At 61.0% G+C, this 15,666-nt stretch carries 17 protein-coding genes; 10 read left to right on the forward strand and 7 right to left on the reverse strand.

Annotated features, from left to right (window positions below):
• Positions 1 to 25: 25 nt before the first annotated feature.
• The 3 genes from P0D84_RS33620 (at position 26) to P0D84_RS33630 (ending at position 2,182) form a co-directional block, all read left to right on the forward strand.
• The gene (locus P0D84_RS33620; protein ID WP_408343856.1) at positions 26 to 973 is read left to right on the forward strand and encodes an N-carbamoyl-D-amino-acid hydrolase; all 948 of its coding nucleotides are present in this window, start codon (positions 26 to 28) and stop codon (positions 971 to 973) included.
• Positions 974 to 1,379: 406 nt separating this feature from the next.
• Complete coding sequence (locus P0D84_RS33625; protein ID WP_408343859.1) at positions 1,380 to 1,805, forward strand: hypothetical protein; 426 nt, start codon at positions 1,380 to 1,382, stop codon at positions 1,803 to 1,805.
• 17 nt (positions 1,806 to 1,822) lie between these two features.
• Positions 1,823 to 2,182 carry a hypothetical protein gene (locus P0D84_RS33630; RefSeq protein ID WP_408343862.1) on the forward strand — a complete coding sequence of 120 codons (360 nt, stop codon included), beginning with the start codon at positions 1,823 to 1,825 and terminating at the stop codon, positions 2,180 to 2,182.
• Between the two features lie 114 nt (positions 2,183 to 2,296).
• On the opposite strand, the gene P0D84_RS33635 is transcribed toward P0D84_RS33630, so the two are convergent.
• The gene (locus tag P0D84_RS33635) at positions 2,297 to 3,178 is read right to left on the reverse strand and encodes a bifunctional helix-turn-helix transcriptional regulator/GNAT family N-acetyltransferase (RefSeq protein WP_408343866.1); all 882 of its coding nucleotides are present in this window, start codon (positions 3,176 to 3,178) and stop codon (positions 2,297 to 2,299) included.
• Between the two features lie 458 nt (positions 3,179 to 3,636).
• Here P0D84_RS33635 and P0D84_RS33640 point away from each other — a divergent pair, with 458 nt between their 5' ends.
• Positions 3,637 to 3,888 carry a hypothetical protein gene (locus P0D84_RS33640; protein WP_408343869.1) on the forward strand — a complete coding sequence of 84 codons (252 nt, stop codon included), beginning with the start codon at positions 3,637 to 3,639 and terminating at the stop codon, positions 3,886 to 3,888.
• Positions 3,889 to 4,014: 126 nt separating this feature from the next.
• On the opposite strand, the gene P0D84_RS33645 is transcribed toward P0D84_RS33640, so the two are convergent.
• The 3 genes from P0D84_RS33645 to P0D84_RS33655 form a co-directional block, all read right to left on the reverse strand.
• Positions 4,015 to 5,775 (reverse strand): winged helix-turn-helix domain-containing protein, encoded by a 1,761-nt coding sequence (locus P0D84_RS33645; RefSeq protein WP_408343872.1) that lies wholly within the window; start codon positions 5,773 to 5,775, stop codon positions 4,015 to 4,017.
• Entirely contained in the window at positions 5,772 to 7,061 is a 1,290-nt protein-coding gene (locus tag P0D84_RS33650; RefSeq protein ID WP_408343875.1) for an MFS transporter, read from the reverse strand. Before P0D84_RS33650 ends, P0D84_RS33645 begins: the two co-directional genes overlap by 4 nt.
• 362 nt (positions 7,062 to 7,423) lie before the next feature.
• Positions 7,424 to 7,825, reverse strand: a complete 402-nt coding sequence (locus P0D84_RS33655; protein WP_408343878.1) for a hypothetical protein — start codon at positions 7,823 to 7,825, stop codon at positions 7,424 to 7,426.
• Positions 7,826 to 8,123: 298 nt separating this feature from the next.
• On the opposite strand from P0D84_RS33655, the gene P0D84_RS33660 reads away from it, so the two are divergent.
• Positions 8,124 to 9,275, forward strand: a complete 1,152-nt coding sequence (locus tag P0D84_RS33660) for an MBL fold metallo-hydrolase (protein ID WP_408346235.1) — start codon at positions 8,124 to 8,126, stop codon at positions 9,273 to 9,275.
• A gap of 7 nt (positions 9,276 to 9,282) precedes the next feature.
• Here the strand turns inward: P0D84_RS33660 and P0D84_RS33665 are convergent, their stop codons facing one another.
• Positions 9,283 to 10,173, reverse strand: coding sequence for a LysR family transcriptional regulator (locus P0D84_RS33665; RefSeq protein ID WP_408343881.1), 891 nt, complete (start codon positions 10,171 to 10,173; stop codon positions 9,283 to 9,285).
• A 92-nt stretch (positions 10,174 to 10,265) separates the two neighbouring features.
• Here P0D84_RS33665 and P0D84_RS33670 point away from each other — a divergent pair, with 92 nt between their 5' ends.
• On the forward strand, positions 10,266 to 10,487 hold the full coding sequence (locus tag P0D84_RS33670) for a hypothetical protein (protein ID WP_408343884.1): 222 nt from the start codon (positions 10,266 to 10,268) through the stop codon (positions 10,485 to 10,487).
• A gap of 95 nt (positions 10,488 to 10,582) precedes the next feature.
• Here P0D84_RS33670 and P0D84_RS33675 read toward each other — a convergent pair whose 3' ends face one another.
• Together P0D84_RS33675 and P0D84_RS33680 are read right to left on the reverse strand one after the other, a co-directional pair.
• On the reverse strand, positions 10,583 to 10,879 hold the full coding sequence (locus P0D84_RS33675) for a hypothetical protein (protein ID WP_408343887.1): 297 nt from the start codon (positions 10,877 to 10,879) through the stop codon (positions 10,583 to 10,585).
• 336 nt (positions 10,880 to 11,215) lie between these two features.
• Complete coding sequence (locus P0D84_RS33680) at positions 11,216 to 11,734, reverse strand: MarR family winged helix-turn-helix transcriptional regulator (protein WP_408343890.1); 519 nt, start codon at positions 11,732 to 11,734, stop codon at positions 11,216 to 11,218.
• Positions 11,735 to 11,868: 134 nt separating this feature from the next.
• On the opposite strand from P0D84_RS33680, the gene P0D84_RS33685 reads away from it, so the two are divergent.
• The 4 genes from P0D84_RS33685 to P0D84_RS33700 all read left to right on the forward strand — a co-directional run bounded on the left by P0D84_RS33685 (position 11,869) and on the right by P0D84_RS33700 (position 15,641).
• The gene (locus P0D84_RS33685; protein ID WP_408343893.1) at positions 11,869 to 12,663 is read left to right on the forward strand and encodes an SDR family NAD(P)-dependent oxidoreductase; all 795 of its coding nucleotides are present in this window, start codon (positions 11,869 to 11,871) and stop codon (positions 12,661 to 12,663) included.
• Positions 12,664 to 13,046: 383 nt separating this feature from the next.
• Positions 13,047 to 13,514 (forward strand): FecR family protein, encoded by a 468-nt coding sequence (locus P0D84_RS33690; RefSeq protein ID WP_408343896.1) that lies wholly within the window; start codon positions 13,047 to 13,049, stop codon positions 13,512 to 13,514.
• Positions 13,511 to 14,125 carry an OmpA family protein gene (locus P0D84_RS33695; protein ID WP_408343899.1) on the forward strand — a complete coding sequence of 205 codons (615 nt, stop codon included), beginning with the start codon at positions 13,511 to 13,513 and terminating at the stop codon, positions 14,123 to 14,125. Before P0D84_RS33690 ends, P0D84_RS33695 begins: the two co-directional genes overlap by 4 nt.
• Before the next feature lie 37 nt (positions 14,126 to 14,162).
• A complete protein-coding gene (locus tag P0D84_RS33700; protein WP_408343902.1) occupies positions 14,163 to 15,641 on the forward strand; it encodes a CHASE2 domain-containing protein in 1,479 nt (492 codons plus the stop codon).
• Positions 15,642 to 15,666: the final 25 nt, after the last annotated feature.

The following is a 15,666-nucleotide window of genomic DNA, read 5'->3' on the forward strand; positions in this document are numbered from 1 at the left end:
CATTCATTTTCAGCAAGAGGTACTCATGAGCCATGCTCGCAAACTCGGTCTCGCCGTCGCACAAATGGGACCGGTCCATCTGGCCGACAGTCGCGCCGCTGTCGTCGCGCGCCTCGTCGACATGTTGCGCGAAGCGAAAAGCCGCAACGCCGACCTGGTGGTGTTCCCCGAAATGGCGCTCACCACGTTCTTCCCGCGTTACTGGATGAGCGAGGAAGAAGCCGTCGAACGTTTCTTCGAGCGCTCCATGCCGAATGTTCACGTGCAGCCGCTCTTCGACGCGGCACGCGAACTCGGGATCGGCTTTTATCTCGGTTATGCGGAAATCACGCCGGAGGGACGGCGCTTCAATACCGCGGTGCTGGTCGACAAGGCTGCGAAGGTGGTCGGCAAATACCGGAAGATCCATTTACCCGGCCACTCGGACCACAAGCCCGACGCGCCGTTCCAGCATCTCGAGAAGAAGTTTTTCGAAGTGGGTGACCGGGGTATTCCCGTCTTCGAAGCATTCGGCACGAAGGTCGGCATGTGCCTGTGCAACGATCGCCGTTGGCCGGAAACCTGGCGCGTGATGTCGTTGCAGAGCGCCGAACTCGGCGTGCTCGGCTACAACACGCCGTCCTGGAACATTCATTGGAACGAGCCGCCACACCTGCGCATGCACACGCATCTGATTTCCCTGCAGGCCAGCGCCTATCAGAACGCGATGTGGATCGGCGCCGCGGCGAAGTGCGGTGCGGAAGACGGCTTCCACATGATCGGCGGATCGGTGATCGTGGCGCCCTCGGGCGAGATCGTGGCGCAGAGCGCGAGCGAAAGCGATGAAGTGATCTTCGCGAACGTCGACCTCGCATTGGGCGACACCTTCCGCGAACACGTCTTCAACTTTGCCAAACACCGCCGGCCGGAACACTACGGCCTGATCGTCGAACGGACCGGCGCCGGCGCGCCGCTGCCATACAAGAAGGACTGACGCGCCGCACATCCTGCACGCGCCGGGCATTCGCCACCTCAGGGGACCGCGCATCCCGTACGCAACCGTTATCGAATCTCTGAGGGGCTATACGTCCGTATATCCAGGTAACGCTAAACGCGGTGCTGGTACATCCCGCCGTAGCGGCCTTCCTGACTTCCGTGTAATAGCCCAATTCCGGTCGCGGTTGTAATGTACGTCCATACCCGATGCGGTCACGTTATACGCCTACAACGGTCCGGTCTGACCCGCGCAGGTCGCTTTGAGCCAAATCGAGGGTCGTCAAAACATCGCGTCGTTTGTGTTCGCGGCAGCCCTGTCGCGCCAGCGCCGACGCTCGATACTAAAAGCGCAGGTTGATCGATGTTCAACGATTGGCCGCTGCGCAGGGCGCAAGGAGATGAGCATGAAAAGCCTGGGCTTCCTGACACATCAGGAGATCTTTAACCACACCGTGCAGCATCTGTTCAGCCAGGCGCAAGCCTCCTTGCTGCCTCGTGGCGGCGGCGCATATCGGGGTTATTGTGGTGGCTGTCCAATCGGCAGTTTCATCAAGCCGCGCGACTACATGACGGCGATGGAAGGCGTGCCCATCCGCTACATCGCGAAACCACCGGAGAGCATGCCGGCTTACATGGATATCGGTGTCGCGGCGCTCAAGCGCGCGCTGCTGCGCTCGCGCATCAATGTGTCCGATCCGGAGACCGTCGAATTGCTCAGTTGTCTGCAGAACGTTCACGATGTATTTGGCACATGGGAATGGGGCGAGCGGCTGGCATCAATCGCTCGTCAATTCGCCCTGTCGGCCGAGCTTCTGAAAGCCGCTGCGTGAAGGGTGAAGGTATTGTGATGTGGAGCGCAAGAGAGATTTACGAGCGCGTGAGCGCTCATCTGTTGAACCAGGGGGCCGTGTCGGAGGACGAGAACGGCTCGTGCCGGCTGCGCGGCGCCAACGGCCGCAAGTGCGCGATCGGATCGCTCGTCAGCGACAAGTTCTATTGCCCGGACATCGAAGGGATCGGCATTTCGTACTATCGGCACGCCCGGGACGGCAAGCTGCTGCGGGCGCTCTATGCATCGAACGTGAATGCATACGATCCGGGTATCGTCGATCTGCTGTGCGAACTTGAGCAGGTTCACGACGACGTCAGCGTCGATCAATGGCCCCATCTTCTCGCCGCTCTCGGCAAGCGCTACGCGTTCATCTGACACGCAAAAGAAGCCATTGATCGCGTATGCCATTGGCAAGGCGACCGTTCGCGACCGACATGAAACGATCATCAGCGACAGTCGAAAGGTCGCAGAGCAAAGAGTTACGGCCGTTCAGACCAGTCGCTTTTCAAACCAGTGATGGGCATACGGTTCCGCGCTGAACGCATTGACTTCGACGTATCCAGATTGCCGGTATAGCGAAATCGCCTCGCGCAGCGTTCGATTTGTCTCCAGGCGAATAATGCGCACGCTAGCCTGCCGAGCATGTTTCTCCGCCTCGATAATCAACCGGCGGCCTACACCCATACCGCGAGCGGAAGGGCTCACCCACATTCTTTTAAGCTCGGCCGGGGACTTCTTGTGAAACTTCAGCGCGACGCAGCCGATCGGGCTTCCATGGAGTCTCGCGACGATCAATGCGCCTTCCGGCGCCGTCAGTTCATGGGCATCCGCCGACAGGCTCATGGAGGGGTCGAATCCTGCGTCAAAGCGCTCATCGAGTTCGCCGAAATACTGTTCAAAGCACCACCGCGCGTCATCGCTATCCGGCTCTTCAAGCGCAAAATGCACCAGCGATGCCTGTAGCAAATGCTCAACCTCAGACATGGCTGCGACCAGCCTCCGACGCTGCTCATCGCCGAGCGGTTCGAGCGCGCGTAAAGCAACCGCGTCCGACAGCCGTTCGAGTTCAGCCCTTTCCATGAGGCCCTCCTGAGTCAGGCAAACCCGGCGTACCCGGCGGTCGCCCGAATGAGTGAGGACAGCGACAAGTTTTTGCCGTTCAAGAGACGCCAAAGTACGGCTGACATAGCCTGAATCAAGATTTAGCCGCGCGCGAAGAGTACGAATATCCGCGCCTTCGACACCGATCTCCCATAGCAGGCGTGATTCACCCATCGGGCGGCCCCGCCCGAGGAAATGGTCATCGATAGCGCCAATGCTTTCGGCGACGATGCGGTTAAAGCTACGGATCTGGAGAATGTCGGATTCCATATCTCTGACTTTAGTCAGAGATATGGAATCCGTCAATATAAAATCGAGGAAGGACCGGCTACCGGTGGCGGCATCGTGTCGGAGTCCGGCACCTAAGAAATCGTCTTGCGCTCGTGCTTCACGGTCTGGATGAAAGCACGGAAGAAGTTCTACGGGAATTGCTGGCGCTCGTTCGCCCCGCGCATGCTGTGTGAATACCGCAGCGCCGCACTCCAGCTCGAACCCCGGGTGAAACTGCCCGGCACTGCGCCGAGCGACCAGGAGCTGAACCCGGCATTCACGAACTGCTGTGTTAACGATTTCTTCAGGTTATGTCGATGGTGCAGAAGGCGGCCCGATCGCAGTATTGAAGCAGCGATAGCAACGCGACGCCGCATTCTCGCGGGAACCGTCTGGGATCGCCTTACGGCCAGTCATGCGCTGACCGTTTCCGCACCAGTGGATAGGAGAAACTTGACATGAAGACGATTCGAATTGTGGCAATCTGCGCGATCGGCATGTTGCTCGGATACGCACAGGCGCAAGACAAGCCCGTGCCGTCGGGCACTCCAACGTCCGCTCAGGATGTCGGCGGCGTCACCGATGCCTCAAGAAGTGAAATGGGAATGGCCATGAGTCCAGCACGGCAACAGGCTTACCCGGACCTCGGCAAATCCCAGCTATCCGCAGAGCAGAGCCGCAGCCTGAGCACGACGTTCGCCCACCATTGACTGCCGCGCGCCGGCTTTGCGCGACCGCCGTCCCGCACGATGAATGCACGCGAAAACACTCATCGTGCGTAACGGTGGCTGGCCTACGGGACTCATGCGCCGGGTCACGCGGCTGCGTTCCCAGCCTCAGTAGCCAATACGCTTTTCGATGTTCCGGAACCGCCCCGTCGACCGATAGCGATGAAACCATGCGTTGGTGCGAAGTTCACACAGGCGCGGCGAATGTTCGGCAAGCGCAACGTCGAGCCAATGAAACATCTCGTCCGGCTGGTCGAGCCGCGCGTAAATTTCCGCAAACAGAAACGGCGACGTATAGCGCCTTTGATGCCTCGCCATCAAGTCCTGTAAATACCATTCCAGGACCTTTTTGTAGCCGCCGGCGTCCCAGATCGTGCGAATAGTCTCTGCGCGAGCGAATTCGTTGCACCGCGTTAGCGCATCGATAGTCGCTTCGACAGCCTCCTCATATTGGCCCTGCTGTTCATAGGCGGTTGCCAGTAACTGATAGATCAGCGGGGAGCGGTTGCCATGCCCACTGCTCAGGCACTCCCGAATCACCTCGCCGTATTTGCCCGCCTGTACGAGCCCAAATATGCGTGACCCTTCGAAGCCGAGCGGGTCGACCTTCTCGGCATGGTCGAACTGCGCTCTGCCTTCCGCTTCTCGCCCGAGCACCAGCAGGAGTCTTGCATACAGGCGGCTCGTTTCGGCGTGGCTCGGGTTGAGCCGTAACGCCTCGAGAAACTCCTCCTCTGCCCGGTGCCAGTCCCAGTCATAGAAGTAGTGCACGCCGGCTAGCGCCTGGTGAGCCTCAGGAAGATCCGCGTCCAGCTCCAGTGCTCGCAGCACCGCCTGCCGCGCTCTCGGATGGCCCTCCGCCGGTGGACAGACCCCGTGTGTCGATGCGGCGCCGAGGACGTTCGACATCCCCACATACCCGAGCGCGTAAGTCGGATCATGTTCAAGCGCACGCTCGAAGTAGCCCCGCGCGCGAACGAAGTCCTCGTCGCTCAGCGCGTGATGCGCGGCAAACCCTGCGTCGAAGTGCACGCGACGGGTCCAGTAGTAACGGCCGCGCAGATAGGCATCATGCGCCGCCGGATCGACCGGAAGACGTCTCACCAGCATGTGCCGCTGCTGCTCCGCGAGCGCTGGCGACACCTCCCGGGCGAGCGCCGTTCCAACCTCTTTCTGGATTTCCAGCGCTCCGCTCACCATCGGCTCATGCGCGCGACTCCAGATCTGCACCTGATCGGCGCAACGTATCAGTTGCGCCAGAATGCGAATTTTCTCGCCGTCCCGCTGGAGCGAACCTTCCAGCACGTAGTCGAGCGACAGCTCGCGCGCGATCTCCGCGACACTCTTGCTGACCCGCCGGTAGCGGGCGGCGGTCGTCCTCGAAATGACAAGAATGCGCTCTGGATCCAGCACGCCGATGTTGGCGGAGGTTTCGTCGGCCAGCGCGTCACAGAAACTGTCCTGGCCGGAATCGCCAGTCTGGTTCTGGAACGGAAGGACCAGTATCCGCACGGCTTCCTGCGGGGCGGGTACCGATTCCTCCGACACGGGCTGCACGTTATTCAGGCGATAGCCTTTGCCCTTCACCGTGATGACGTGCTGCGGGTTGACTGGATCATCCTGAAGCGCGACGCGAATTTTACGGATCGCCGTATTGATGCTGTTGTCCGTTTCCCGATACGCATTTGTGCCCCACAGCGCGCGCACGATATCCGCACGCGTGACGAGTTGCCCGTTACGTGATGCCATCAGGATCAGCAACTCCATCGGCAGACGCTCAAGCCTGATCTCCTCGCCTGCACGGCGCAATTCGTAGCGCTGAATGTTGAGTTCGACATCCGCGATCCTGACGGATTCTGGCGTGTTCATCTGCGCTCCTGCCATCGCGAGTTCCTGTCCGCATCGAGGACGTCAGCGCTCTGTTGCCCGCGCTTCATCCCGAATGAAGCCGCGAATGCAAGCGCCGAGCACAACTCAATGACGAGAGCGGGCCCGAGCGTCCAGTGCAGACTGGAAACGAGGATATTCGCCGCGAGCGGCGTCAGTCCCAGCGACGTGGCCAGACCGAGATTCATGGCCGTGGCAACGCCGCTGAATCGGACGTCGACTGGAAACATGTCGGCAATCGCGCACGCGAAGGTTCCATTGGCGAGAGAAGTGACGACGCCGGCCGTCACGAACAGCACGGACAGGCTGGCGTAGTGACGGGCGGCCGCAATGAAGAAGAAGGGTGCGAACAGCGCGGACAACACGGTGCCCGACCTGAAAATATAACGGCGCGGCAGCAGGTCGCCAACGTACGACGTCACGAGAATGCAGACTGCCACGACGATCAGGTAGCGCGTCTGGGCACTCGCGATCTGCTGCGCGTCGTATTGAAGCCCTTGCAGATAACCTGGCGCGAATCCGATAAAGATGCCACCCGACGCACCCACCAGCAGACACGCGGCAGCGCCTGTCGTCAAGCGAGCGAAGTGGTTGCGAAACAGGACGGCAAGAGGCTCGCGATGCCGGGCGCCAATGGCCCGCGCGTATTCGTCGGTTTCAGCAAGGGTCCGGCGCAGGGCAAAGCTCAACAGCCCGACCATCCCACCAAACAGAAAGCCAATCCGCCATCCGAACGCGTTGACCTGCTCGGGTGTGAACGCCCATTGCACTGCAAGATTAATGCTCGTCGCCAGAAGCAACGCAAGGTTGACCGCGACGAACACGATGCCGCACAGGAAACCAGGCCTTCCACGCACGGTTTCGACGGCATAGACCACTGCGCCTGGCAGCTCACCGCCGAGGCACAGACCCTGGATGAGCCGCAGCACGAGAAGAAGCGCCGGGGCGGCCGCGCCCCATACAGCGTATGAAGGAAGTATTCCAATGAGGAGTGTCGAAATGGAGGCGATCATCGCGGACGACACGAAAACCAGGCGCCGGCCATGCGTGTCGCCTAACCGGCCAAGGAAGATGCCTCCCAACGGCCTGGAAAGGTAGCCAATGGCCAGCACCGTAAACGACAAGGTCTCCGCCGATATGCCGGTTTGTGATGGAAAGAACTCACTGCCGATGGTTCGTGCGAAAAATCCGAAGATGACGAAATCGAATACCTCCAGCGCTCCCCCGGTACTGGCGACCAGAATGGTCCAGCGTTGGCGCGCTGTCATGAACGCCTTTCGGATGGGGAGCGAATCGTCGAGCATGGCATCCCTGATATCGCAAGGTACAACGACCGCTTTAAGCGGACGTCGCGCCGGAGAGACGGGTTCAGCCACGACCTGTCAATCTGGCTTCCGGATGGCGTGATCGTTCCGGCTCAAATATGATGGACGACAATCCATTTGTACGAAAGGTCTTTAGTTTCGTCTTGTGGTACAGAGAGATGCAGAGCCCAGATCTAACTCAATCCATTACGCCAGTTCAACCACCACTATGCTTCGCGCTGGCGTGCATCCGTCCATCCCTGCATCGCCTGCGGAGTTAGGCCCGTGTGAAAGCGTGGGCCAACCTCCGAAGATGGCCGAAGGCGCTATCCGAAAACCCGCGCCCAAGCCGCCCGAAGGCGCCGCGCACGGTCTTCGAAGAGATATGAGCCGGCCAGCGTCAAGAGCGCTGAAATAGCACCCGTCACAATGTGCTCGACGTAGGGGATGCCGTAGTGACTCGCGTGCGCATAGGCATCGCCTATTGCTGTCAGGCAGCCAACGATCAGCGCATTGCCGTATCGATGTGTGTAGAGTTTCGCCGCAGGCGTGAAGATCAAAAAGACCGCGAGGAGCCCGGTGAGCAGACCTGTGTGGAATGCAATCGTCCAGTGGGCAAGGCTCATCACATTGCCCCAACTTCCCGGCATGCAGGTCATGCACGCGCTGGTCGGCTGCCAGAAACGCTGGATAAACAGTTTGAAGCTGCGTTTCCACTCGATGGACATGATGTATTCGCCGTCAATGCCGTTTTTGCGGGCGGCGCCACCGTAGGCACCGTTAGAGTGCTTCCCACGCCCTTTTGACCAACTTGCCACCGTGGTTCCCTTCGCGAACGACGGGCTGCCGGTGGCGCGCGCGGATTACGTGCATCGGCCCGCAGCCGCTCCGCAGCCGTGCATGTTGCCCAAGACGCAAACGACGTTTCGATTCTAGCAGCGCACGCTGAGCTTTTTTCAGCCGGTCTACACTGTGGCATCTGAAACGCCTATGCAACGGAAGCTCAGCCACTTCGTCCTGTCCACGATGCATTCATTACGCCTGCCTCTGCTTTATGCCGTCTTCGCGCTCTACGCAGCAACGGCACCCTGCGCTGCTAGCGCACAAGAACCCGATCCGTCGCCCGAGCGCCTTTCCGCCAGCGGCATCCATCACGCGCCGCACACGGACAACGGTTTCGAAAACGACGATGGCCCGCTCGCGCGGGGTTCGGTCTGGAAGTGGCGCTGGAACCGTCTCATTCATCATCTGCCGCCGCCACCCGAAAACGGCTACGCGTTTCCCGTGGATCATCCGGACGTCGAATGGATCAAGGCGAACCGCAGCGAAAATACGATGACGTGGATCGGCCACTCGAGCGCGCTGCTGCAAATCGACGGCGTCAACATCCTGACCGATCCGGTGTTTTCCGAACGCGCGTCGCCGTTCTCCTTCATCGGACCGAAGCGGCGCGTGCCCCCCGGTCTGACGCTCGCCGAATTGCCGCATATCGACCTCGTGCTGATCTCACACAGCCACTACGATCACCTTGACGCGGCAAGCGTTCAGGCATTGAATGGCCAGCCCGGCGGCCCGCCGCTCTTTCTCGTGCCGCTCGGTATCAAGGCATGGCTCGCGCAGAAAGGCATCACCAATACACAGGAACTGGACTGGGGTGACCGGACGCAAGCATCTGAGCTCGACTTCTGGTTCGTGCCCGCAACGCACTGGTCCGCGCGCAGTCTCACCGACCGCAACGAGACGCTATGGGGCGGCTGGGTCGTGAAGACGCCGCCGCGCGCAGCGCATCCGTTCTCGCTGTATTTCGCGGGCGACACCGGCTACTCGGGCGACGCGAAGCGGATCGGCGCGGCGTTCGGCTGCTTCGACCTCGCGCTGATTCCGATCGGCGCGTATGCGCCGCGCTGGTTCATGAGCCCACAACACGTCGACCCACAGCAGGCCGTACAGATTTTCCAGGACGTGCATGCGAAAAAAGCAATCGGCATTCACTGGGGAACGTTCGAACTCGCCGACGAGCCGCTCGACGAACCGCCGAAAAAACTCGCCGCGGCCGCACGTGAAGCCGGCCTGCCCGACGACGCGTTCACGGTGCTGCATCACGGTCAGATGATCCGGCTCGACAATCCACGCGAGCCCGTGAATTCACCCGGCACGCGCGATTCATGCGCGCGATAACCGGGCGTTAATCCTGCGCGGCCAGCGCGCCTTTCATCGCCGAGCGCACGAACGACACAAAGCGCGTCGTAACCGGATTCACGCACGTGGATGGCGATGCGAGTCCCACGCGCCACTTCGCCTCTTTGCCATGCAGCTTGAGCACCGTTGCATCACGCAGCAAATGCTGCGCACGCGAAGGGATGAACGCGACGCCGACTCCCGCAACGACTGACGCGAGGACGGACTGCACGTCTTCAGCGTATTGCGTCACGTTCGGTACAAAGCGGCGTTCGAGACACCACCGGTCGATCTGCGCGGCGAGCCCAGGGCCGCGCATGCGCTGCAACGCGACGAAGCCGACTTCATTGAGAACGCCGAGATCAGCCGGGAGCCGCTTGTATCCAAGGTGTGGTGGCAATGCCAGCGCAAGTGCTTCGTCGAGCATACTGAACGACGACAGGCCGTCGATGGCCGGCAAGCGCAGGAAGCCGGCATCCAGCTTGCCCGCCAGCAGGCGGCGCGTTTGCTCGGCGGAAGAAAGGTCGCATAGCGTGACGGCGACGTCGGGATGTTGCAGGCGGAAATCGGCGACAATCCGCGGCACGACCGTCAGCACGGACAGACAGATACCGATGCGCAAATGACCGCGCCGGCCACTGCTTGCCTCTCGCGCACGCAACAGGATCTCATCCGCGTCGCGTACGAGCGCCTGCGCATCGGGCAGGAAGCGCTCGCCGAATGGTGTGAGCTCCGCACCGTGCCGCCCTCTTTCGAACAATTTGCCACCCAGGCTTGCCTCCAATGCGCCGACCTGCTTGCTGAGCGCCGGTTGGCTCATATGCAGTGCATCTGCCGCGCGACTGAAATGGCGCAGTTCGACAACCGTCAGAAACGTCTTCAGCAGCTTCAGTTCCATTCCACGAAGTTATCGTATCGGTCAAAACATTCATTTTACTAATTGATAGGCGAAGCGTTCAATAAGGGCATTCCTTCCCGGAGTTGTCCATCATGTCCTTTCGAAGCCCGATGAGCCCGCACACGCGGGCGCCGCTTGACCCCGGCACACTGTGCCAAGACGCCGACGGCGAACTCGACACGGGCTCAGCACACACCGGACGCACTCGCCGCCCCCGCTACGGCGACACGATGGCCGACACACCTATTCGCGCAACGACGGGCGCGATCGCCGTGAGCTTCGCGATCGTCTCGCGCAAGCACTGGCCGCGTTGAGCAGTGCTGCCGCGCGCCATCCATTCCCTCTCAGCCGTTCGAGCCGACAGTGGGACGTGAGGTCGGCAGATCGCAATCGCCTGATTCTGGAGGGCTCACGGTCTCCCGTTGCCAAACTGCGTGCCACGTTGAGTCCACGCAAGTAGCGATGCGAACAGAAAAATAAACACAAACACCGTCGACACCTTGAAAAACAATTTTGCTATGCCACGATGCATCGCGAGCAGGATGCCCCCTGGCAGCGACCCCACGACGGAGCCAAGTTTGCCGACGCCAATCGCAAAACCCACGCCTGCCGAACGCAATGCGGTTGGATACACCATCCCGGACACGCCATACAGCGCAAACTGCGCGCCGATCACACACACGCCGCTTGCAAACACCGCGGGCATAGAGCAGCGCAGTAGGCATCGGCATGCCGAGCGATGCCGTGATCGGACATCCCAGCACCGCGAGCATGGCAATGACGGCGATGCCATATCGGTCGACGAAGCGGCTCAAGGCCAACGCGCCGACCGTGCCGCCGACAGGAAACATCATCGCCAGCTGCGCCGCGCGTTCAGGTGCCGCCACACTCATGCTGAACAGAATCGGCAGCCAGTTCTACAAAAAATGCGGTGCGAGCGAATTGAGTATGAACAGGATCCAAAGCAACGGTGTCACAACTCTTACGCCTTCGTTCTCGTACCCACGTGGTGCAGCCTCGGGCGGCGGTTACACGCTTCCACCTATTCCTCCTGACTGCCGCTATACGCCGCAAGAAATTCATCCGAAGCCACCAGGTCGGCGAGCGCGCGCAGCGTGGCCGCTGAATCGGCGCCCAGTACCGATTCGACCCGCTGATTCGCCATCGCCCAATGTTCGATGGCCTCGCTAAGCCGCGCCTCGCCAACGGTTGTCAGTGCCCCGCGCTTAGTACGCCGGTCTTCTTCGTCAGGCTGCAACTCGACGAGACCGTCGCGCACAAGAGGTCTGAGCGCATGAGTCAGCGCGGAAATCTGAATGGCAAGCTTTCCCGCCAGATCCTGCAGCGTGGGCGCTTGTCCATCGTTGGCCGCGGCCCACCGCTGGATTTCCGATAGCAGGCCTACCTGCGTTGCCTTCAGGCCCGAGGGCGCCAGTGCATCGTCGTACAGGTTGCCCAATCGGCGTGCGGCGCGCCGCAGCGCGGTGTTGGTACACGCGAGGACCTCGTAGGTGCTGGCTTCTTCATCGCGAGCGGAAGCCGATACGTTTCGTTTCTTCATTTCATCACCGTCATTTCCCATGACGTAAGCATGGTTGAGCACAGCACTATTGACAAGTACCCACTATATACTCATATACTTGAGCCCTCAATTAAAACGATTGAGCACTCAACTTAATGATCTGGAGAAACCCAATGACTGCTAGTAAAAAAACCGCTCTGGTAACCGGCGCATCCTCGGGTATCGGCGCCGTCTATGCCGATCGCCTGGCTGCACGCGGCTACGATCTCATCCTGGTGGCACGGCGCGCGGACCGCCTGTCAGCACTGTCGCAAAAGCTGTCGGAAGCCTACGGGGTCAAGGTTCGGCAGCTGGTGGCGGACCTCGCGAAGGAGGTCGATCTTGCCAAGGTCGAAGATGTACTGGCCAACGATTCCAGCGTGACGCTTCTGGTGAACAACGCCGGCCTCGCCCGCCTGAGCCCCTTGGCGAAAACGCCCGTGAGCGACTCGATGGCACAGCTGAACCTCAATATCACAGCGCTGACACGGTTGACCCACGCTGTACTGCCCCGTTTCCTCGCCGGGAACGAAGGCGACATCATCAATGTCGCTTCGGTACTATCGGTCCACGCGTGGGAAGGCAGCGCTGTCTATAGCGGCACCAAGGCCTACGTGCTGACATTCAGCCGGGGCCTCCAGGATGAACTGAAGAACACCGGTGTCAGGCTGCAGGTGGTCTTGCCCGCAACGACGGCAACAGAGATCTGGGACGAGTCGGGCATACCGCTGTCCACCCTGCGGCAGGAGTCCGTGATGAGCACCGAGAACATGGTCGACGCCGCACTGGTCGGTTTCGACCGGGGTGAGAAGCTCACCTGGCCGTCCGTGGCGGACGAAAGCCTGTGGGAGCAGTACGACGCCGCTCGCGCTGCTTTATTCGCCGCTACGCAAACCGGCACGCCTGCTCCGCGCTACGGGATAGCCTAACGTGCCTGTTCCTTCGGGTCGCCGATGTCTTTAGGAAACCTGAGATTCGCCGTTGTCTCGCTGACTTTCCAGACAGCGGCGATACTGGCCTTGCATGCCTGTGGGCAGTCCCAAGTCGGCTTGCATGGCACGATGTGGCTTACCCTCGTCTCCTTCCACGAAATCGCCACGCCGTGGAAGCACTACATGCTATCGCGCCGCGGCGCTCGTTCGCCGTTGCGCGCCATTCGCGAGCGAATCGACATACCTATACGGGTTTCTCCTGAAGTGGCCGCATGATTAACTCGGCAGAATGGTCCACCAGGCTGCATTGATCCGCTGGAGCGCATATGTACTAGCCAGTGGCGCAGAAATGCTAAGCCGCTTCCCTTCAGGTGCCGCCGATGCGTCTCCGATCCCTCAAATATCTCCTGATCCTTGCCTGTGGCTACATGGCAGCCGCCGACGCACGTGCCGACGACGCCGCCGGTGTAGTCAAGACCGTCAAGGGTGCGGTACAGATCGAGCGTGCTGGAGCAAGTTCGGGCGCGGCCATCGGCAGCGAGGTTTATGGCAGCGATCGCATCGTGACCGGTCCGGAATCCTCCGTCGGCATCACGCTGCGTGACACCACCCAACTCTCGGCCGGCGCCAATACCATTCTCGATCTCAACAAATTCGCGTTCAACACCACGACCCACGACGGGGTACTCGACGCTACCGTCAAACGCGGATCTCTCGCCGTGATTTCCGGAAAGCTGGCAAAGGCGAATCCGGATGCGGTCCGCTTCAGCACGCCGACCACCACCTTGGGCGTGCGCGGCACCGAATTTATCATCGAAGTCGGCGATCACGGGGAGAGTGGACGGTGAAGGCCGTCATCCGAAGTTTCGGGCTGGCCACTGCGGCGGCGTGCGTCATGCTGGTTTTCCTGGCTGGGTGCAGCACGCCGGACAAGATTATTTTATTGCCTGATCCACAGGGCAAAGTGGGCGCGGTCATTGTCCACAGCGCCACCGGAGAGCAAACCATCGACAAGGCCTACGCCGGGGTCGACGTCACCAAGGGCGGCACCATCGAAAAAACGATGGATAGCCAATCCAACGTGCAGACCCGATATGGCGAACTGCTCGCGGCGCGGCCTCCTCGCCCCATGACATTCACGATCTTTTTTCTCTTCGACTCCGCCACCGAATTGGCCCCGGAGTCCACCGCCACGGTCCAGAAGTTAAAAGCCGTGCTGGCGACGTGGCCTGCGCCTCAGCTCGTGGTGGTCGGTCACACCGATCTGGCGGGCTCGCAGGAATTCAATGACAGACTGTCCATGCAGCGGGCGCAGACTGTGGCGGCGTTCCTGATCAAGGCAGGCATTCCTGCCCGGCAAATAGAGACCGCCGCGCGGGGCAAGCGCGAGCCGCTGGTCCCCACGGCAGATGGCGTTCCTCATCGCATGAATCGGCGCGCAGTCATCACCATCCAATGACCGCGCCAGCCATCGGCGCTAAATGGTCTTTCCTTCGATGAAACGCTATGACGACCCATGGCCTGCCCGGATCAGGCGTCTGCTGAAGGTGATCCAGGGGCGTCCGATGGCACTGATGGTGTTGTTTGGCCTGAGCCTGCTCAATCTGTGCAGCGAATGGCCGAGCGACATAGCACGTCCGGCTTATGTGAACGCGTTGAACGAGGCGCTGCCGGACTACTTTCAAACGGCCCGGCAACTTCTGTTCGACCAGTATCAACGGCGCTTCCCGCGCATTCCGACCGCTCAGCCCGTGACCATTGTCGAGATCGATGAGGAGACCCTGGCCACCGTCGGCCAATGGCCGTGGCCGCGAAATCGGCTCGCGGACCTGGTCGATGCCATTGCGGCACAGAAGCCGTTGGCGATCGGTCTCGACATTTACATGCCGGAGCCGGACCAGACCTCGCCCGACAAGGTGGCCGCCAATCTGCCGAAATCGGCCGCGGCGCTCGCCGCCGGGTTGCGGGCCCTGCCCAGTCACGAAGCCATTCTCGCCAGATCGTTGCGCGCGGCGCCGACCATCCTGGGTGCCGCCGCTCTCGATCATGCCGCCTTTGGCAGCAGCACCGATCTGCGAAGCGCGCCGATCCTCGTGCATGGCATCGACCCGATCGCGAGCGTGAGACGCTTTGATTATGTGCTGGCCAGTCTGCCGGAACTGCAAGCGGCAGCGCACGGGCAGGCGTTGCTGAGCGTGGCGCTCGAACAGGGCGTGGTCCGGCACATTTCCCTCGTCATGGGTTTGGGCGAGAAACTGGTTCCCAATCTGCCGATGGAAATGCTCCGTCTCGCCACGGGCTCATCGGCGCTCGATGTGTTTGCCGATGCATCCGGCGTGCAGGCGGTAGGTGTCGCGGATGTCCAGGTGCCCACGCAGCCCGGCGGTGATATCTGGTTGCATTTCGCGTCCATCCGCGCGACGCTGAGCCGCTACGTGTCCGCGCGCGACGTTCTGCAGGGCAAAGTCGATCCGGAACGGATCCGCGACAAACTGGTGCTGGTCGGACTGACCGGCGCCGGTGTGACCGACATGCGCACGACGGCGTTGGGGGAACTGGTGCCGGGCATCGAAATTCAGGCGCAGGTCATCGAGACGATTGTCGAGGGACGTTTCCTGCAGCGCCCCACCTGGCTGAAATGGGCAGAGAGCGCCTTCATCATGACGTTCGGGCTGCTGATCATCTGGTATGTGCCCCGCCCTCATTCGCGGTTTGCGGTGTTCATAAGAGCGGTCCCAAGAGGGGTCGCCGCGTTGGGCATATTCCTGCATCTGCTGAATCTTCTGTGCTGCTTCTACATTTTCGTGCGCTTCGGATTGTTGGTCGATGCGGCCTCGACTTTCATTATCCTGTCCGCGGTCATGGGCTGCTTCTTTTCACCCGCGTTGCTTCGCGCCGACGAACAAGCCACGGCGGAAACCGCCCGCTCGCTGGCGCATGAACGTGACAGCGAGCGCACCGGCAACGCGCCGTGACCTTGAGGCAGCGCTTGCTTGAATG

It is taken from the genome of Paraburkholderia sp. RL17-337-BIB-A (genome assembly GCF_046025895.1).
Classification (GTDB): domain Bacteria; phylum Pseudomonadota; class Gammaproteobacteria; order Burkholderiales; family Burkholderiaceae; genus Paraburkholderia; species Paraburkholderia fungorum_C.